Annotated in this window: 14 protein-coding genes; 4 read left to right on the top strand and 10 right to left on the bottom strand. The window is 65.8% G+C overall.

Translation table 11 applies throughout. The features are described 5' to 3' along the window. Positions 1–3: 3 nt before the first annotated feature. The 4 genes from ABE423_RS00715 to ABE423_RS00700 are packed head-to-tail and all read right to left on the bottom strand — an operon-like array spanning position 4 to position 6,916. Entirely contained in the window at positions 4–3,333 is a 3,330-nt protein-coding gene (locus tag ABE423_RS00715; protein WP_346484612.1) for a PAS domain-containing hybrid sensor histidine kinase/response regulator, read from the bottom strand. Positions 3,334–3,369: 36 nt separating this feature from the next. Continuing rightward, positions 3,370–3,846: a MaoC family dehydratase gene (locus ABE423_RS00710; RefSeq protein WP_253143184.1), complete on the bottom strand. Its 477-nt coding sequence runs from the start codon at positions 3,844–3,846 to the stop codon at positions 3,370–3,372. Then, positions 3,843–4,721, bottom strand: coding sequence for an alpha/beta hydrolase (locus tag ABE423_RS00705; protein WP_049461116.1), 879 nt, complete (start codon positions 4,719–4,721; stop codon positions 3,843–3,845). The genes ABE423_RS00710 and ABE423_RS00705 overlap by 4 nt, the downstream gene beginning before the upstream one ends. 32 nt (positions 4,722–4,753) lie before the next feature. Further along, the gene (locus ABE423_RS00700; RefSeq protein ID WP_197615227.1) at positions 4,754–6,916 is read right to left on the bottom strand and encodes a TonB-dependent receptor; all 2,163 of its coding nucleotides are present in this window, start codon (positions 6,914–6,916) and stop codon (positions 4,754–4,756) included. A 221-nt stretch (positions 6,917–7,137) separates the two neighbouring features. Here ABE423_RS00700 and ABE423_RS00695 point away from each other — a divergent pair, with 221 nt between their 5' ends. Next, positions 7,138–8,142 (top strand): PHB depolymerase family esterase, encoded by a 1,005-nt coding sequence (locus ABE423_RS00695; protein WP_346484611.1) that lies wholly within the window; start codon positions 7,138–7,140, stop codon positions 8,140–8,142. Between the two features lie 49 nt (positions 8,143–8,191). Here ABE423_RS00695 and ABE423_RS00690 read toward each other — a convergent pair whose 3' ends face one another. Both ABE423_RS00690 and ABE423_RS00685 read right to left on the bottom strand, forming a co-directional pair. Further along, entirely contained in the window at positions 8,192–8,713 is a 522-nt protein-coding gene (locus ABE423_RS00690; RefSeq protein WP_346484610.1) for an AraC family transcriptional regulator, read from the bottom strand. Positions 8,714–9,346: 633 nt separating this feature from the next. Next, entirely contained in the window at positions 9,347–10,273 is a 927-nt protein-coding gene (locus tag ABE423_RS00685) for a hypothetical protein (protein ID WP_346484609.1), read from the bottom strand. 205 nt (positions 10,274–10,478) lie between these two features. Between ABE423_RS00685 and ABE423_RS00680 the strand changes: the two genes are divergently transcribed. From ABE423_RS00680 to ABE423_RS00670, 3 genes are read left to right on the top strand one after another with little or no spacing between them, the layout of a single operon-like run. Continuing rightward, positions 10,479–10,640: a hypothetical protein gene (locus ABE423_RS00680; RefSeq protein ID WP_012511114.1), complete on the top strand. Its 162-nt coding sequence runs from the start codon at positions 10,479–10,481 to the stop codon at positions 10,638–10,640. Positions 10,641–10,678: 38 nt separating this feature from the next. After that, positions 10,679–11,416 carry a lasso peptide biosynthesis B2 protein gene (locus tag ABE423_RS00675; protein ID WP_346484608.1) on the top strand — a complete coding sequence of 246 codons (738 nt, stop codon included), beginning with the start codon at positions 10,679–10,681 and terminating at the stop codon, positions 11,414–11,416. Between the two features lie 11 nt (positions 11,417–11,427). Continuing rightward, on the top strand, positions 11,428–13,269 hold the full coding sequence (locus tag ABE423_RS00670) for an asparagine synthase-related protein (RefSeq protein ID WP_346484607.1): 1,842 nt from the start codon (positions 11,428–11,430) through the stop codon (positions 13,267–13,269). On the opposite strand, the gene ABE423_RS00665 is transcribed toward ABE423_RS00670, so the two are convergent. Genes ABE423_RS00665 through ABE423_RS00650 form a run of 4 tightly spaced genes read right to left on the bottom strand, consistent with a single transcriptional unit; the run spans position 13,266 to position 19,201 of the window. Next, the gene (locus ABE423_RS00665) at positions 13,266–13,976 is read right to left on the bottom strand and encodes an ATP-binding cassette domain-containing protein (RefSeq protein ID WP_346484606.1); all 711 of its coding nucleotides are present in this window, start codon (positions 13,974–13,976) and stop codon (positions 13,266–13,268) included. The two genes, ABE423_RS00670 and ABE423_RS00665, sit on opposite strands and share 4 nt — an antisense overlap. A 12-nt stretch (positions 13,977–13,988) precedes the next feature. Then, the gene (locus ABE423_RS00660; RefSeq protein ID WP_346484605.1) at positions 13,989–15,344 is read right to left on the bottom strand and encodes an ABC transporter permease subunit; all 1,356 of its coding nucleotides are present in this window, start codon (positions 15,342–15,344) and stop codon (positions 13,989–13,991) included. Then, positions 15,341–16,804, bottom strand: a complete 1,464-nt coding sequence (locus ABE423_RS00655) for a DUF3526 domain-containing protein (RefSeq protein WP_346484604.1) — start codon at positions 16,802–16,804, stop codon at positions 15,341–15,343. Before ABE423_RS00655 ends, ABE423_RS00660 begins: the two co-directional genes overlap by 4 nt. Positions 16,805–16,810: 6 nt before the next feature. Continuing rightward, positions 16,811–19,201 (bottom strand): TonB-dependent receptor, encoded by a 2,391-nt coding sequence (locus ABE423_RS00650; protein ID WP_346484603.1) that lies wholly within the window; start codon positions 19,199–19,201, stop codon positions 16,811–16,813. Between the last annotated feature and the right edge of the window lie 42 nt (positions 19,202–19,243).

Below are 19,243 nucleotides of genomic sequence, written 5' to 3'. Positions count from 1 at the left end.
CGGTCAGGGCGTGGTGCTGGCCGCCAGCAGGTGGTTGATCGCCCAGCGCAGCGCCAACGGTTTGAACGGCTTGTTGAGCAGGGACAGCCCAACGCCGCGCACCGCCTCGCGCGTATCGCTGCCGGCATCCGCACTGAGGATCACCGTCGGCCGCGGCCCATGCATGCCTACCAGCCGCTTCCATAGCGCAACACCGGTATCGCCATCATCCAGGTGATAGTCGAACAGCCACAGCGCCGCCTCGTGCGCTGAGGGTCCGATGTCATCGGCGTTGCCTGCCGCGATGACATCGCAACCCCAGGAAAGCAGCAGCTGCCGCATCGCCTCCAATGCGTCCGGGTCGTTGTCGACCACCAGCACGCGGACTCCCTTGAGCGCGCTGCTGCCGGCTGCCGGCGGCGAGCTGCGCGGGGTCGCAGGTGGTGCTGCGCGTTGCACGCTGATCGAGAAGGCCGAGCCGTGCTCGGGCACGCTGCGCAGGTGCAGGGGTGCGTGCAGCAGGTCGGCGATGCGGTGCGCGATGGTCAAGCCCAGGCCCAGTCCCTGGCCGTTGCTGCGATCGACCCGGTGGAACTCCTCGAACACCACCGCCTGCTGCTCCGGAGCAATGCCGGGGCCGGTGTCATGCACACCGATCAGCAGTGCCTGTCCCTGGCGGCGCACACCGAGCAACACACCGCCATGGCGGGTGTAACGAATGGCATTGGCTAGGAAGTTCTGCAGCACACGGCGCAGCAGCAGCGGGTCACTGTGCACCCATGCCTGGGTCCGCACGTAACGGAACTGCAGGCCGCGCGCCGCCGCCAGTACCGCGAACTCCTGCGCGAGCGGATCCAGGACGGTCGACAGCGCGAAGGGGCGCGGATCGGCGACCAGCCCGCCCGCCTCAAGACGGGAGATATCCAGCAGCCCGGACAGCAGGTCGTCGGTGGAGTCCAGCGCACCACGGATCTGGCGCAGGAAACTGTCGAGGAACTCCGATTCGATGTGCTGCGACATCGCATCGGTCAGCAGCTGCGCCGCATGCAGTGGCTGGATCAGGTCGTGGCCGACCGCCGTCAGGAAGCGTGTCTTGGCAACGTTCGCGCGCTCGGCTTCGTGCACTGCCTGTTCCAGCCGTGCGGTGCGGTCCTGTACGCGGCGCTCCAGGGTTTCATTGCTGCGCTTGAGCGCTTCCTCGGCGCGGCGGAAGGCGGTGACGTCGGTGAAGGTGGCCACGTAGCCACCGCCGGGCATTGGATTGCCACGGATCTCGACGATGGTGTTGTCGGGGAAGATCCGTTCGGACAGATGCGGCGTGCCACGCCGCATGTGTGCGGCGCGACGCTGCAGGGCCTTATCGCGAGAGTCACCCGGGCCGTCGCCGATCTTCAGTTCGGCCAGCGCCCACGCTGTCAGATTGACCACCGGCTGCCCGACCTGCAGCAACTCGGGCGGAAACTTGAACAACGCGGCGTAGCGGCTGTTCCAGGCCACCAGCTGCAGCTGCGCGTCGACCACGCTGATGCCCTGGCTCATGTTTTCCAACGCCGCTTCCAGCAGGCGCTGGTTGAAGCGCAGCGCCTGGGTGGCTTCGCCCACAGCACGGGTCACCGCATCCAAGGGCGCGGCACCGCCATCGCGAGCGGCCTCCACCAGCAGGCGCGCCATGCCCGCGCCGACCACGGCGCTCAGTTCGCGTTCGATGGTGATGACCCGGTCGTCGTCCAGCAGCTGCCCGGCATGCCCATCCATCAGTTGCCGGGCCCGCTCCTGGCCGAGGAAGCGTCCGGCCGTCCTGCGCAGCGAGGCTGCTGCCACCGCATCCCGTCGTCGCGGCAACGAGGGACGCACCGCGCGCGACACCAGCGCAACCGTCAGCAGGTTGACCGCCAGACTGGCGCCCATGCTGATGGCGATATGGCCCGACTGCAGGCGCAGCGAGACCACGGACAGCCAGTGCAGGTCATCGGGCCCCGAGGCGGGGGGCGAGGCAGGGATCACCATCGGCAGCAGCACCAGCCACAGCCAGGCCAACGACCCCAGCACGATGCCGGCGATGATGGCCGGAGAGGGCGTGCGCGGGCGATACACCGCCAGCAGGACCGCCGGCGCCAGCTGCGAGAGGGCGGTGAAGGACATCAGGCCGAAATCGCTGAGTGCCTCGGTGTCGCTCATCGCCCGGCTGTACAGCCACGACATCAGGAACACGGCGAGGATGCCGGCACGGCGGAAGGCCAGCACGCGTGGACGCAGGTCGGCCGCCGTGGCACCGCCGGCTATGCCGTCCAGCAACCGTGAGCCGAAGCCATGGTTGCCGAGCATGATCGACAGGGTCAGCCCGGACAGGATCATCATGCCGGTGGCGGCGCTCAGGCTGCCCAGATAGGCCAGCAAGGCCAGCAGGTGGTGGCCACCGGCCTGCGGCAGCGCCAGCACGTACAGGTCAGGCGACACCGATGCGGGCAGCTGCGCGGCACCGGCCAGCGCCATCGGCACCGACGGCAGCCCGATCAGCAGCAGGTAGACCGGGAACAACCAGCGTGCCGTCCTCAGGTCCGAGGTCTGGCGCAGCTCGACCACGCCGACATGGAACTGGTGCGGCAGGGTGAACGCGGAGATCGCGCCCAGCGCGACCATGGTCAGATAGTCCGGCATGATGGCCGGTGGCGGCAGCTGCGCCATCTTTTCCAGCAGCGGCGTGCCCGCCTGGCGCACCGACAGCGCCGCATAGAGGCCAATGGCGAGCAGCGCCACCAGCTTCAATACCGACTCCAGCCCCAGTGCGACCATGATGCCACGATTGGGCTCGGTGGCCGATGCCTTGCGTGCACCGAACAGCAGGGTGAACGCCGCCATCGTCAGGGCGAACCAGAACGACATGTCCAGCTGCGCGGCAGCAGGCGCGAAACGATCGCCCAGCAGCGCGCCCAGGCCCTGACTGACAGCCTTCAACTGCAGGGCGATGTAGGGAATGATGCCGAACAGTGCCACCAGGGTGATGGTGAAGCCGAGACCGCGATCGGCACGCAGTCGTGCGACGACCAGATCAGCGATGGTGGCACTGTTGTGCTGCTTGGCCAGCCGCCCCAGGCGGAGCAGGAACGGCAGGCCGAAGGCAAAGATCAACGCCATGCCGGCCAGGGTGGGTGGAATCGGGAAGCCCCATTGCAGTCCCTGCGAGGCCGCGCCGTAGTAGGTCCACGCGGTGCAGTGCACGGCCAGCGACAGCGCGTAGATGAGCGGCCATGCCTTCGAAAGCCGGTGCCCCCGGCGCTCACCCCACAGCGCCACGCCGAACAGCAGTGCGGTCCATGCAATGCAGGCGAAGAGGACGATGGAGGGCGTCAACATCGCTCCAGTGTAGGGAGAGAACCGGGCAGGGTGGTGCTAGGGGACGGCCACGATCAGTGACAGCTGCTCAGCGACCAGTGCCAGCTCACCATCGGCAACCCGCTCGACGGCCTTGCGCTGGGTCAGCAGCCACTGGCCCGGCTGGCGCGCGTCCAGCGACAGCAGCTGCGAGCGTACCCGTACCCCGGACCCGCTGGGTACCGGCGCCAGGAAGCGGACCTTGTTGAGGCCGTAGTTGAGCACATGGGCGATACCGGGGAAGCCGGTGAGGGCGGCCACATCGTCCTCCACAGTGAGCGAGAGCAGCAGGAAGCCGTGCGCGATGGTCTGCCCGCCCGGCAGCTGCGTCTGCGCGCGGTCTGGATCGACGTGGATCCAGTTGTGGTCGCCGGTGGCGTCGGCAAAGGCATCGATGCGCGCCTGGTCCACGTGGGTCACGCCACTCACCCGCTCGCTGGCCGCCCACTGCTGCAACGCCTGCAGCGCGGGAGGCAGGTTGCTGTCTGCACTCACGCCACACGCTCCAGCAAGGTCAGGATCGCGTCACGTGCCTCTGGCTCGGATAGCATCGGAGCGTGTCCCACATCCGGCACTTCCACCAGGCGGGCACTTTCCGAGGTGGCCGCCATCTGCCGCGCGACATCGGCCGGCAGGATGTCGGACAGCGCACCGCGCACCACCAGTACCGGCACCCGTGCGGTCAGCCCACGAACCGCACGCCACAGCACCGGCCGCAGCAACCACAGCAGCCACGGACGTGTCGTTCGGATCACGGCCGGATCGTAATCCAGCTCCAGCAGTCCATCGCTGCGCGGGCGGAAGGTGCGCACCGCCATCTGCCGCCAGTCGTCGGTACTGAAGCGAGGGAACGCGGCCTTGCCGATGGATTCCACGTAAGCGGTGGCCTGCACCAGGTCCATCGGCGGCACCGGCTTGCCGGCGTACTTGCCGATCCGTGCCAGCGCCTCACGCGGCACCTTGGGGCCGGCATCGTTGAGCACTGCGCCCGCGATCCGCTCGGGCGCGCGCGAGGCGAGGGTGATGGTCACCAGCACGCCCAGCGAGGTGCCGACGAATACCGCCTTGGCGATGTTCTGCGAGCGCAGCAGCGCAACCATGTCATCCGCATAGGCACGCGGGTTGTAGCTGGACGGGTCATATGCGCGTTCCGAGCCTGCGCGACCGCGCAGGTCGACCGCGATCACGCGCCAGCCCTCGGCGGTGAGCACATCGGCAAGCGCATCGAAATCGGCGCCATTGCGGGTCAGCCCGGGAATGCAGACCACCGTGCCACGCGCTGCCTGCCCCGCATCGGGTGCATGGTCGCGCGCGTGCAGGCGCAACCCATCATTGCTGTTCCAGTAAAGGTCGTCGTAAGACTGCGTCATGCAGAAGCTTCCTGGAGATCGTAACGGATGCGCTAGAAATCGTAACGGACGCTGAGGCTATATTGGCGTGGCGGACCATAGAAGCCAATCAGCGTGCCGACCGCCGGGATGTTGTAGCCGGTGGTGCGGTATTCCTTGTCGGCCAGGTTGGTGCCCTGCAGCGAGAAGGTCCACGCATCATCCAGGCGCCAGATGACGCCGGCATTGACCAGCCCGTAGCCCTGCTGGCGGATCACCGGGCTCAGGTCGGTGGTCGGCCACACCTCGCTCTGGTAGCTGTAGCTCACCCGTGCCGACAGGTTGCTGCCATTGGCCAGCTCGGTGCGGTACTCCACGTTGAACGCGCCCGAGAACTCCGGCGCGTTGGTGAACTTCATCTGCCTGGCCACGTTGACGCCACGATCCATGTACTCGTCGTACTTGGTATCCAGCCACGCCAGGTTGCCGGAAATCAGCCAGTGCTGGCTGGGCAGGTACTGGTACTCGACCTCCAGGCCTTTGACCGTACCTGCGCCGGCATTGGTGAAATCACCGAAGAAGGAGTCATCGACGCCATCGCCATTGGTATCCAGGCCGGTGAACACCGACAACTGGATGTCCTTGTACTTGTTGTAGAAGGCCGACAGATTGAGGAACAGGCGCTGGTCGAGGAAGGCCATCTTGCTGCCGACCTCGTAGCTGTCCACGGTCTCGTCGTCGAACGGCTCGGCCGAGCGCGGTACCGCCACAGCGTTGGCGCGGATGTTGTAGCCGCCGGACTTGAAGCCACGCGTGGCCAGGCCGTAGACCATGATGTCCGGAGTGATCTGGTAGTCCAGCGAGACCTTGGGCGAGACGTTCTTGAAGTTGGTCTTCTTGTCGAAGTCCGCGGTCACCGCCACCGGCCGGCTGAAACCCGGGTCGGCGTACAGGCGGTTCAGCACGATCGCGCGCTTGTCCTCGTCGGTGTAACGGGCGCCTACATCCAGCTTGAGTTTGCTGGTCAGGTCGAAGGTCCAGTCCGCGTACAGCGCGATGCTGTCGGTCAACACCTTGCCCTGGTTGTCGGCGAACTGCGCACTGAAGTAGTTGTTCTGGATCTGGCCGCCCGCCTCGCCACTGAACTGGTACAGGCCGACGACACCGCGCACCCGGCCGCCGGCATCGTAGTTCAATTGCACTTCGTTGCTGACCTGGTCGTCGTGATAGGTGCCACCCACGTCGGCCAGCTTGACCGGCGCGGTATCGAAGTCGATGTTGGCCTCGCTGTCCGATTCACGCTTGGCGACCACGTACTTCAGCGCAATGTCCTCGTTCGGCCGCCAGTTCACCGTAGCCGAGGCACCCTTGCTCTCCACGTTGTTGAGGTTGCGCATGCCCGAGCGGATGTCATAGCGGCTGTCCATCGGCGGGTATGCGCGCAGGAACGGATTGGGCGCCAGCATCTTCGAACCGCGCATGCCGGACTGGTCATCGATCCAGTCCAGTGCGAACTGCACGTCGAAGTCATCGCCCGCGTACGCGCCGACGTTCAGTCGGGCGGCATTGATCTGCTTGTCGCTGACCGGCTGGCCGTTGAAGGTGTTCTCGCCAAACCCGTCGTGGTTCATGCTGGCCACCGCCACGCGGGCGCGCAGGCCACTGTCGGCGCCGCCAATCGGGCCGCCGATGGCCGCCTTCGCATCCAGCTGGCTGTAGTTGCCCACGGTGATCTGGGCGAAGCCCTCGGTCTGGGTGGGCAGGCCGCGCGAGATGTACTTGATCGCGCCGCCGATGGTGTTCTTGCCGTAGAGCGTGCCCTGCGGGCCGCGCAGTACCTCGATGCGCGAGACATCGAACACATCCAGCAGCGCACCCTGCGGACGTGCGATGTAGACGTCATCCAGGTAGATGCCGACGCCCGGATCGGCGCCCCAGGTGGGGTCGGACTGGCCGATGCCACGGATGTAGGCAGTGACCGTGCTGCTGGCGCCGCGCGCCGCGTAGATGGTCAGGTTGGGCACCTGCGCATCGAGGTCGCTGATGTCCTGGACATTCATCTTGTCCAGCGCCTCGGAGGTAAATGCGGTGACGGCAACCGGCACCTCCTGCAGGGTTTCCTCACGCTTGCGCGCGGTGACCTTGATGCTGTCCAGGTTGGTCGGCGAAGCGGATCTGCCTGCCGTCGGTGATTCCTGTGCCAGTACCGGCCCCGTGGCCAGCAGCGCGCCGATCATGAGACTCAAACAATTCCGTTTCATTCGGTCCTCCCCCAGGCATGAGCGTGCGGATGGCCCATTGCCACCCCTGCAGCCAAGGCTAGCGGTGTCATCGGCCAGCAGCGAGTGGACCTAGGTCCAGTCGGCAGCGGCCCGTGGATGCGGATACTGGGCGCGCCCCCAGCCGGAAGCGGTCCCCGGTACTCCTTCATCCACGACTCACGCACGAGGATCTGGTCATGAAATCCGGAATCGATTCGATCAAGGCGGTACTGCTGGTGTTGTGCAGCTGGCTGGCGATGGCGGGCAGCGCGCTTGCCGCTGGCCCGGCCGGGCATTGGGATATTGGCCTGTACGGCAATCTGTTCGGCGCCCGCGAGTACCAGGTATGGGTGCCGGCCGGCTATGACGACAGCCGGCCGCTGCCGCTGCTGCTGGTGCTGCATGGCTGTGTGACCGGGCCGAACCTGATGGGCGAGGCGTCAGGCTTCAATGATGTGGCCGACACGGAGGGGTTCATCGTGGTCTACCCCCGGCAGAACGTCACCTCCAATCCGGCCCGCTGCTGGAACTGGCAGCTGCCGATCAACCAGGCCCGCGACAGCGGCGAAGCCTCGATCCTGGCCGGCATCGTGGACAAGGTGAAAGCGGGCTACAGCGTGGATCCGCACCGTGTCTATGTCACCGGCATTTCCGCGGGCGGCGCGATGACCTCGATCATGCTGGCCTGCTATTCGGATGTGTTCGCTGCCGGCGCCATCCATTCCGGTGGCATGTTCAAGGGGGCGACCACGATTTCCGGTAGCGCCTATGCGTTGCTGGCCGGCAGCATCTATTCGCCGGACAGCAATGGCCGTCTGGCCTGGCAGTGCTCGGGATCGCCGTCGCCGCGACCGCTGCCGGTGCTGGTGTTCCATGGCAGCGCCGATCTCACCGTCAATCCGGTGAACGGCCAGCAGGCCGTGCGCCAGTTCCTGCAGACCAATGATCTGGCCGACGACGGCCTGGACAACGACTCGGTGAAGTACGTGCCGACCAACACCTATCACGGCCAGGGGCCGGGTGGACGTGCGTATACGGTGGATACCTACGCCTACGGTGGCAGGACGCTGGTGCAGCACTATGTGGTGCAGGGCATGGGCCACGCGTGGAGCGGCAGCCAGTCCGGCTTGCCGTTCACCGACCCGAAGGGGCCGGATGCCACGCTGATCACCTGGCTGTTCCTGAAGGACTACCAGCGCTGAGGGGAAGGGCAATCCTTGCCGGTGCGGGAGCCACGCGCTCCCGCATCCGTCAACGTGGCTCCTGCGGCCGCTGATCGTCGGCGTCCGATGCCCGCTGCCGAGTGCCTCGCTCCGCCAGGAAGCGCTTGGGTGGTGCACCCACGGTCTTGCGGAACATGGTCACGAACGCTCCGGCACTGTCGTATCCCAGGTGGTCCGCAACGGCCTGTACTGTCCTGCCTTTGGCCAGCAGCGGCAGCGCGACCACCACATGCAGCTGCCTGCGCCAGCGCCTTACGCTTAAACCGGTTTCTCCAGAGAACAGGCGCGACATGTTGCGCTCGCTCATTCCAATCCGGCTCGCCCAGACTTCAAGCGTTGCCCGTTCGGCTGGCGTGTCCAGCATTGCGTTGGCAAGCCGGCGCAACCTTGCATCGGATGGCATGGGCAGATGGAGCCACTCCGGTGGCGCGGCGATCAGCTCATCCAGGAACACGGCCATCAGGCGGTCCGGCGCGCTGCCGGGCTCGTAGTGCCCGGGAAGGGTGGACGCCCGCTCCAGCAGGGCCTGCATGAACGGGGTGATCGCCATTGCAGCGCAGTGCGTCGGCAGCCCCGGCACGACACCGGGTTCCACGAACACCACGAACCCGTGCGGCCGCCCACTGCTGCTGGCCCGATGGGACAGGCCACCGGGAATCCAGATCGCACCCTGTGGGGGAACCACCCACAGGCCGGCTGCAGTCTCCAGCATGATCAAGCCGCGCGTGGCAACCAGCAGCTGTGCCTTCCGGTGCGCATGGAAGGGCATCTGCCAGGCATCTGGAATGGGGTCCAGCCCAAGCACCATCACCGGAAGATCGACACGGTCCGGATAGTCGGGCCCAACCTCGCTCAGCCCCGCAATCGAAATCTCCACGGCGGCGCCTAGGTCCGAGAGGGACGCCGCACAGCACGGTGGCGCTCACTGGTCATCGTGTGCCGACCCCGGTTGGCGCCGGTGCCAGACACAGATCAGTCCCATCAGGACATGGACGATCGGCGTGTCCTTTCCTGCGGGTTCGGTGGTCCGTGGCTGTTCAATCACGCTGACATCCTCTCTTGTTGAGGATGGGAAGCGTATGGGTCAACCCGACAGGCGTCATTCGACAGTTCCGCCAGGTGATTCACCAATCCGGCCATCTCTGTCGACGTGGCCCCAGGGAGGGGAGGGTTCGGCCCAGGATTACAGCGCCGGAACCGTGATCCTCTGCAGGTCGAGCTTGGCCCTCAGAGCGTAGTGCTTGCGGGTGACCGGCACGACGCAGGTCAGGCGAGGATCGACATAGTCCTTGAACAGCGGCGGACGCGGGGAAGACAGGTAGAATCCGCGATCCTGCTTGACCGCCGCCGGCAGCAGAACCTCGCTGAGGTCGCTGTCGGAGGCATCGGTGACGAGGCAGGGCGCATGGCTGAACCCGAGCCGGCGCAGCAGGTACAGGCGATGGGAGCCATTGGTCAGCACCATGCGCCTGCCGAACCGGGTGGCGCTGATCAGGTTGTCACTGAAACCCAGATAGATGACGACGGCGTGGCTGGCTGCGCCGAACGGCTCGTAGTCGGCGATGGCAGCCGGATCGAGGGTCGCCACATCGAGGAAGCGCAGGTCGTTCGAGGTGGACGCGAAGGTGTAGCTGCCATCGGACTGGGTGAAGCGCACTTCCGGATGTGCATGGCTGCCGCTGCGCGCGACAAGCTGCATGACCTCCTGCGCGCTGGGCGAGGCGGTCAGGGATGCCGCCAACTGATCGATGTGACGCAGGTTGATGCACTCCTGGAAGATCACCAGTCGATCGATCTCGACCATCTGCCAACTGCGTGGCAGAACACTCGTCATGCGGTGCATCGAGGGTTGCCGCAGCGCCTGCTCAGCCAGCGGCAGCATCTCATCCGGTAACGCATGGACATTGATGGCGTCGGCCTCACCGGCTTCCTCCTGCTGTAGCTTGGGCACCTCGGCACGTGCCGTCCGCCATTCCTCCACCAGCGCAGCCTCGTCGAAGCGTCCCGGTGGGCAACGCTCCCGTACGAAACGGATGAACTTCGGCAAGGGAAACATCCCTTTCAGCAGAAGCGTGGGATCCAGGCCGTCGTCTCTGATCTCGCTGCTCATCCCTCTCGCCTCTCGTAGGTCATATCGACAACGGGCCACTGGCGTCATTCGTCACGCCAAAATAATATGTTATATCGTAACATTTAGGTGCCTTGGCGGCAATCGCCCTGCAATGTCGCGGCGATGGTGGCTTGGCTGCTCCGTATCCAATGCAACGCGATCCAACGCAATGCGCGGGTACATCCACTGACGATAGGAGATGTTCATGAACGAGCTGATTGAGCTGGGTGTAGTGGCAGGACAGCAGAACCCTGAGGATCAGGGTGTGGGTGGCGAACTGATCGAGCTGGGCTCGGTGGTTTCGGAAACGAAGGCGCACAACCACGGCACGTTGTGGGATGGCGTGTTCCCGACCACGTCGCCCTGATCTTCCGCACAACGTCGCATCTGCGGTGCATGCCCTGCATGCACCGCTTCTCCGGTTCCGCGCAGGAGCGCATGATGGAGCAGGCAGCCGCCCCGTACTTCCTGTCAAAGCACGCGCACGTCTGTGTCACCGGCGATGCCATGGTGATCCTGGACCAGGCCACGGGTAAGTATCTTTCCCTTGAAAGGCGCGGCGCCGCGGGCCTTGGCCACCTCATTCTCGATTGGCCGCTGCGGCCCGATGGCGCAAGCATACCCACGCTTCTGCAGGCCCTGCTCGACCGCCGCTTGATCACCGCGGACCCGCTGCTGGGCAAATCCGCCGCCAGCCCTGCCATTACGCTGCCACGGTACTGGGTGCGCGAGGGCGCACCTCGCGGCCGTCCACCGATCATGGCTCGGGACCTGCGTCGTTTCATTGTCTCGTGTGCCCATGCCGCCTGCAGCAGAACATTCCTTCCTTTCAGTGCCACGGTGTCTGCCGAGCGCCGTCGAGCGGATCACCACCACGGCACGCATGTGAGCATTGAAGAACTGGCGTCGCGGGTCCGGGTGTTCGACTGGCTACGACCCCTGGCCTTCAGGAAAACTGATGAGTGCTTTCTCTACTGCCTGGCGATGCGCGAGTTCCTGTCGAAGTACGGCATCGTGCCGCGCTGGGTGTTCGCGGTCAGAACCCAGCCGTTCGCCGCGCACTGCTGGTTGCAGCACGGCGATCACGTGCTGACCGACATTCCCTTCAACCTGCGCCGGATGGTTCCCATTCTGGTGCTGTAACGAAACCTGCCATGTACCGATACATCGCCGTGCTTTGGAACACCCGCTCGGAATCCGCGACGGCGCAGGCGGAACGGATCGTGGAAAGGATCGGCGCCAGGCTGCCCGGCATCGCCTGCGTGATGAACGGCAATGGCGCAGCGATCCATGCGCAGAGTGACAACCACGGCTACTTCGAATGCCGCCGTGCGAACTCCCTGGTAGTACTCGGCAAGCTGTTCCACAAGGATTTCGGCGCAGGCAAAGTGCCTGGGTGCGTTAACCTGGATGCCGAAACGGCGGACGACGCCTGCAGCAGCCAGGGGCGCAGCATCGTCGAACGGTGCTGGGGCCGCTACGTGGCGCTGGGCTTCCAGCAGGAAACTTCGAGCTGGTTCGTCCTGCGCGATCCCACTGCGGAGATCCCGTGCTACATGACCACAGTGGGTCAGCTGACGCTGGTCTTCTCCAACATGGAAGACTGCCTGATGCTGGGCCTGCGCGATTTCAGCGTCGACTGGTCCTTCCTGTCGTACTCGCTGCTGTACCCGTTTCGTGATGGCCTGCAGACCGGCTTCCAGGAGGTCACGGCGGTCGAAGCGGGCGAGGCGGTTTCAATTCGTGATGGTGAGCCGGTGGGCCGGTACTGCCCGTGGGACGTGGTGCGGCTTGCCCGCGACCAACCGATCGAGGATCTGGAAGAGGCCGTGTCGCTGGCCCGTACCACGCTGCTGGGGTGCATCGGCGCACTGGCCAGCCAGCACCGACGCATCCAGCTGCAGCTGTCGGGTGGACTGGATTCGTCGATCATCCTGGCCGGCTTGCTGCATGCACCGTCAGCACCGGAGGTGACATGCATCCATCACTACGATGACGGCATTGGCGCCGACGAACGGATGTTCGCGCGGATGGCGGTGCAGGGGGCTGCTGAATCCTCGGGCAGGCGCTGCGAATTCATCGAGTACCGGCGGCAGCCACACTGCGCGCTGGAAGAGATGATGGCCTTCCCGCGCACGGCTCGGCCGGCGCATTGCTCAGGCTATCTGCTCCATCGCCATGACGTGGACTTCGACGGCAACACCGTGCAGTTCACCGGCGTCGGCGGCGACGCGGTGTTCCTGCGCTTCAAGGGCAACGCCGCTGCGATCGACTACGCCTGGCGACGCGGCATCGACCGGACGTTCTTTCGCGTGGCGTTCGAAACCGCGCAGTCTGGCGATTCTCTGTACGGTGTACTGAAGGACGCGGCCGTGCATGGCCTGCTGAAGCGACCGGGCAGCATCAATGGCCGTTGGGGCAAGCCCTGCCCATGGGTGCGGGTGGATCTGTCCGAACAGGACGGTCTGCAGCCGGCCTGGTTGCGGCATGCGCAGGCGCAGGGCCATCGCGTATCACCCTACAAGCTGGCCCATATCGGCCGGATGGTGTTCCCGACCAGCGTCCTTGATCCGTTCGAAGGCGTCGGCCACTGGCATGGTGTATCGCCGATCAGTGCGCAGCCGCTTGTTGAACTGTTCGCGCGCATTCCGCTGCACCTGCTCATCGCAGACGCAGAAGACCGCACCATCGCGCGGCGTGCAATGAAGGGACTGTTACCGGATGCGCTGCTGTCGCGGAAGGTGAAATCCTATCTGGATGATCACTCCGTGGCGGTCACCCAGGGGCACCAGCAGTTCATCAGGAATCTGCTGGTTGACGGCATGCTGGCCAAGCGCGGCTATCTCGACAGCGCGCTGGCCGATGCGGGCATCCAGCAGGTCAGCCCGGACCACTCGTCGCAGGTGCTCGGCATCTTCGGCCCGCAGATCAACATCGAGGCGTGGCTGCGGCGCTGGTCAGGCGGGCATGGCCCGCAGGCGGCCGCAGTGGCCTAGGCGCTGCGGCTCACTTCTTCCAGGTAAAGGCTCTCAAGATCGTTCGCGGTGATCGTGCTGGCATCCAGCGTCCTGCGCAGGCGACCGGCCCGCATCAGGCCGATCGTGGTCGCCACCTCACGGGCACGGAACAGATCGTGGGTGGCCATCAGGATCGCCGTGCCGCGATCGCGTTCCCGCACGATCAACTCATGGAATTCGGCTGACGCCGTTGGGTCCAGGCCCGAGGTGGGTTCATCCAGCAACAGGGCCCTGGCTTCCTTGACGATGGCCAGTGCGATGCCGACCTTCTGCCGCATGCCCTTGGAATAGAGGCCCACGCGTCGCCCGAATGCGTCGGTCGCCAGGCCGGCGGACCGGAGTGCGTCCTTCAACCGCGCTGGCGAGCGTTCCTCGACACCGGCCAGGCGGGCGAAGTAGTCCAGATTCTCGTAGCCGGTCAGCTCGTCGTACAGCGCCACGGTCTCGGGGATGTACAGCAGCCGCCGGCGTACCTCCTGCGGCTGCTGGTGCGCACTGAGACCGTCCACTTCGGCCGCACCGGAGGTGGGTTTCAGAAAGCCAAGGAACAGCTTGATGGTGGTCGACTTGCCGGCGCCGTTGGCGCCCAGCAGGCAGAAGATCTCGCCGGGCTTCACCTCGAAGCTGACGTCATCCAGCGCCCGATGTGCACCGTGTTCCATGACCAGGCTTTTTGCAGACAGCATGTGGACGTCTCCTCAGGGCGTTGCCAGCCGGCTGCGCAATGCACCGGCTGCAAGCAGGACAAGCAGGGTGGCAATGATCAGTGCGGCGAGATCGGCCAGGACACCACGTTGGGCGACGCCGGCTGTTTCGTGGAACTGGAAGCGGGGCAGGGTGTCGTACTCTTCGAAGGTCTGCGGCGCGTCACGATCCAGATAGGCCTTGTGCAACAGCCGCCGCGCCTGCCAGAAGGAGTGGACCTGTCCCTGGAAGTCGAGCGCGCGGTCGGCATCCGAGCCTGCGATGCGGTCGAGCGCGTCCTGTGTCGCGACGGCCGGCAGCAGCAGCCGCACCTTGTCCAGAACCTGGCGATGTGCGGCCTCGGCCTGCGCATGCGAGGCGATCAGGCGTTCCAGTTCCCGGTCAGCTGCAACCCGATCGGCGTAGGCCTCGCGCACAGTGTCGGAGATGACGGGGGACGGCGAATTCACTGGCGCCGACGTCGCATGCTCGCGCCGCTGGCGCGTGGCGATGTCGGACTGCATCGCCTTTACTTCGGTGGCGAACTGCATCTGTGACGGCGGCGGCGCGATCAGATTCACCGTGGCCAGCGCCAGCGACGGCGCCATGACCACGATCAGCAGCCACAGCGCGCCGGCGGCGATGGCCGCCTCGGTGGTGCGCCGGGCAAGGCAGCCGATCAGCAGTGCAAGGGCCAGCCAGAACGCGCCGTACAGGAGGACGGTCAGGGCCAGCATGGCCAGGCCCGCAGGACTGCGCGCGCCGGCCCCGATCGCCACCGCCAGGAGGATGGCCAGTGCGGGCAGCAGCACCATCAGGCCACGGGCCAGCACCTTGACCACCAGCAGGCGCGTTGCCGACACCGGCTGTGACAGCACCAGCGCCGCGATGCCGCGCTCGCGCTCACGGGACCACAGATCGTGGGTGGCCACGAGAATGACCAGCGGCAGCAGGAAGACGATGACGAAGGCGAGGTCGAACCGTCCCGCAGCCCGTGCCGCTGGATTGCCGATGTCGGCCCAGACGTGCTTGAGCAGCAGGGTCGGATCGCCCAGCGCGACCACATCGGCGGTGTAGGGGTAGGCGTCTGCCTGGCCGATCGACAGCGTTGCCATGGCGGCGGGCGCCAGCACCGGCTGGGCGCGGGGCAGCACCGAGGGCGCCTTGCCGACGAATGCCCGGCTGCGTTCCTTCGTCTGTTGTTCTTCCTGCTTGATCAGGGCGATGGCCGCCTCGCGCTGGTCCACCCACGCGCGGCCGTTCCACGCGGCGTAGGCACCCAGCCCGAGCAGCAGGACAAGCAGCACCGGCAGCGCTCGATCGCGCAGCAATCGGCGGATCTCATAGCGGGCAATCGACACAACGTTCATGGCGATCTCCCCAGCTTCCGTGCGGAGATGAGCACCACCACGCAACCCAGCATCAGCCAGGCCAGCAGAATGACGAGATTTCCGCGCTGCGCGGCAGCGGTACCGGCCAGGGTCTGTTGCGGCGGCCGGTAGTGCACTGAACGGGTGATGCCGGCGATGTCGGCCACGTGCTTCCCGCCTTGTGGTGCCTTGTGCAGTTTCACTTCCTGGTTGAGTGCCTGGATCAACCGATAACGGTAGTCCTCCACGCCGCGCAGGAACGCCAGATGCGCCGGGAAATCCGTGCCGGCGAAGGCGCGCGACCAGGACTGCAGCGCCAGCGTCGGCGAGGCAAGGCCAAACAGGCGCTGGGTGGCGTCCTGCTGCTGGTAGGTGGCATGCAGGCGATCGAAATGGCGGTTGTAGACGCGCGTCGAGTTGGCCTCGGCAAACTCCAGCGCCACACCGCGGAAGTTCAGCGGCAGGTCGTCAACGCTGTCGACCCGGTAGCGCGCCATCAACGCCGTGCGCAGGGCATCAAGGCGTTTGTCGGCCGGGTCATGGCCATCCGCGCCGTTCTCCGCTTCTTCGGTCACGCCGGTCCTGAACGCCGGTGCCGAAGGGGTCGGGTACAGGGATTCGGCAACCGCAGGCGCCACCCTCGGCAGCAGCAGTGTGGACACCACCCAGAAGCCGAGCAGCACGACCAGTGACGTCCGTGCCGAGCCGGCAAGTGCCGACACCCCCACGGTAAGTGCACAGAACACCAGCAGATAGAGCAGGTAGGCGGCCGCCAGTGCGAGCAGGGCGGCAAGATCCGTGGCGTCGCCGTACTGGATGGACAGCCCCGGAAGACTGATCAGCAGCATGGCCATCACCAGCAGCAGCGAGGCGGCCGCCAGGGCAATCAAGCGTCCACAGATCAGCACGCCGGCCGAGGCGCCGGTGCCGAGTTCCTGGCGCAGCGTCTCGCGGGCCACATCGCCGGACAGTGTGGCGAACCCGGCCAGGATGATCAGCAGCGGCGCCACCACCTGCAGCGCCCACGCCGCAGAGAAACCCTCGAAACGGCTGAGTGCGGTGCCACCATCCACGGCACGGTGCCGGGCCGGGTTCTGCGCGTGGCCCTCGATGAACACCGAGGTTCCCAGGTAGTCCGTCAGCCCCGGGTCCAGTGCAGCCAGGGGCCGCACAGGGGCAGCAATGGCACGCCCCACATGTGCGGCGCTATGCGGGTCGATTGTGCCCTGGCTGTCCCAGAGCCGCGCCTCTTCCTCGCTCATTGCCTGGCGCTCCTGCGCCTGCAGGGTCAGGCGTGCAGCACCACTGAGCACCGATGCTCCCGCAATCAGCAACAGGGCAAGGGCGAGCCACAGCACGCGCCGCTCGCGCCACATCAGCGTGAGCTGGGTTGCCGCAACAGCAAACGCCTGCTGGATGGCCATGACGGACCGGGACAGGGCAGGGGCTTCGGCGCGCATGGCGGCTTACCAGCGGTGCGTCAGCGTCATGGACAGGAAGCGACCCAGCGCTGTTGCATTGGTGGGGTCATAGCCGGTGTTGATGCTGTTGACGATGAACGGCGGATCCCGGTCGAACAGGTTCTGCACGTTGAACGCAAGCGATGTGCCACGCTGCGGGTCCGCCGATGCACCGAAGTGGTAGGCGAGGTTCAGATCTACGGTCGTCCAGGAGCTGACGTGGGGCCGGGCGACATTGGCGGGGTCGCGATAACTGTCCACGTAGTTCACGAAGATCCCCGCCGCGGCCTGCTGCCGGCTCAGCGCGATGCCACCGCGCATCTTGAGGTCCACCGGGTAGTACACCGAATTCACCGCATCCACCTCGGGCGACGTACTGGTCACGCGCCGCTTCGACTCGATGATGTACTGCCCGGCCAGGTTCAGCCCGATGTGGGTCTGGCCGGCATCGAAGCCATAGGATCCGCTGAAGTCGACACCACGCTGCCGGGTGAAGGCGTTGTTGCGGAAGCGGTTGTCGAGGATCACCTGGCTGTTGGTTTCGTCCATGCCTGGCGGCAACGCATACGGCCCCACGCGCGAGACGAACAGACCCAGCCCCGATACGCCCAGCTGGCGTGCCTGCTGGATCTGCTGCTGCGTGGGATTGGTGGTCAGGATGTCTGCGTAAGGTGCGGTGGACTGCAGGAACAGCGACGGGAAGCTGCCGCCGAAGCCGCTGCCGATACGGTCGGCGTATTCGATGTGGTAGTAGTTCGCATCGATCTTGAGCCCCGGCAGCGACGGCGGCGCGAACGAGAAACCGCCGGTCCAGGTCTTGGCCCGTTCGGGGCCCAGATCGGGATTGCCATTGGAGAGCATCATCAGGATGGTGTTGCCATTGGCTGCACTCGGGTTGGGCACGTTCGCCACCACCACGGTGTTGTTCAACTGCATGTCCTGGTACACCGGCGCCCGGTAGGAGCGGCCGTAGCTGGTACGGAACGAAAGCCCCTGGGTCGCCTCCCACAGCAGGCCGAACTTGGGGTTCAGCGTGGAACCGAAATCGCTGTAGTCGTCATAGCGCGCTGCGGCGGTCAGGGACAGGCTGCGCACGCCCGGCAGATCCTTCAGCAGCGGAACGTTGAGCTCGGCAAAAGCGGACCTCACGGTACGCTGCAGGTCGAGTGGCTTTTCCAGGCCGCGGTGATCGATCAGTTCATAGCCATCGCGGCGATAGCCCGCGCCGAATGCCGCGCGAACCCCACCGGCGGGCAGGCTGAACAGCTCACCGTCGGCGACCAGGTCCAGGTAACGCGATTCGGAGTTCGTATCGGTCGGTGGCGCCGTACTGGCCGAACTGCCGGTGATGGTGGTGCGCTGATAGGACACATCGCTCCTGCCGAACCCGGAATTCAGGCGCGCCTGCCACCCGCGTGGAAGATCCAGGGTGAGTCCCGCGAACAGGTCGAACTGGCGCGTATGCGGGAACAACCGGGTTTCGTCGGCCGTGCCGGAAATGGTGGTGTCCATCTCGCGCTTTGCGAACGAGCCGGTCACGTTCAGGGTCAGCACATCGCTGAGCTGCTGCACGCCGTCCACGTACAGGCTGTGGCGCTTCGAACCGGGGTAGAGGTCGTACGGCTTGACCCGCACGTTCTTCGAGAAATCCTTGTCCACCGCCGGCAGGTTGCTCTGCTTCAGGAACTCGTAGCTGGCCAGCACATGGCCACCATCCCACGACCAGCCTGCCGACTGCGAGGCCTGGTATTCCTCCATGCCGCCGGTGGTCACTGCGCCGTAACGCACAGCGGTCTCATACCCGGTGAAGTCGCGGCGCAGGATGATGTTGACTACACCGCCGACCGCATCGGTGCCATAGATGGCCGAGGCACCATCGGTGAGGATCTCCACGCGTTCCACCGCACTCAGCGGTATCAGCGAGACATCCACGTACTGGTAGCGGTTCGACGAGGTCACGCGATGGCCGTTGATCAGGGTCAACGTGGTGCCGGTTCCCAGGCCGCGCAGGTTGATGGCGGTGCCCTGGCCGAAGTTGTTGCCGGTATCGCGGTCGACGCCAAGGTTGGCGACGTTGGCACCATTGGCGCCACCGCCGAAGTTCTGCGGCAGTTTCTCGAACAGCTGCTGCACGGTGGCCACGCCGGTGCGGTCGATGGCCTCCTTGTCGATCACGATGATCGGCGAGGCGCCTCCGCCAATGGCATCGCGGATGTTGCTGCCGACCACCAGCACCTTGTCCAGGGTGGCGGTCGGCGCCTCGGGTGCTGCGCCTGCGGCCCGCGAGCGCCGGGCATCGCCGGGGTTCTGGGCGATCGCAGGCACGCTGGCCAACAGTGCAGCGGCAATGCTGAGGGCCATGAGCGCGCGTGGCATGGCAGCGGATACGTTCGTCATTCCCCGGTCCATCGATCCCATCCGAAAGTGGCCTGCGACGTG

This window comes from Stenotrophomonas sp. TWI1409, from assembly GCF_039673015.1.
GTDB lineage: Bacteria > Pseudomonadota > Gammaproteobacteria > Xanthomonadales > Xanthomonadaceae > Stenotrophomonas > Stenotrophomonas maltophilia_A.
The sequence above is the reverse complement of the archived record's forward strand: the minus strand, read 5'-3'. Positions and strand labels throughout refer to the sequence as shown.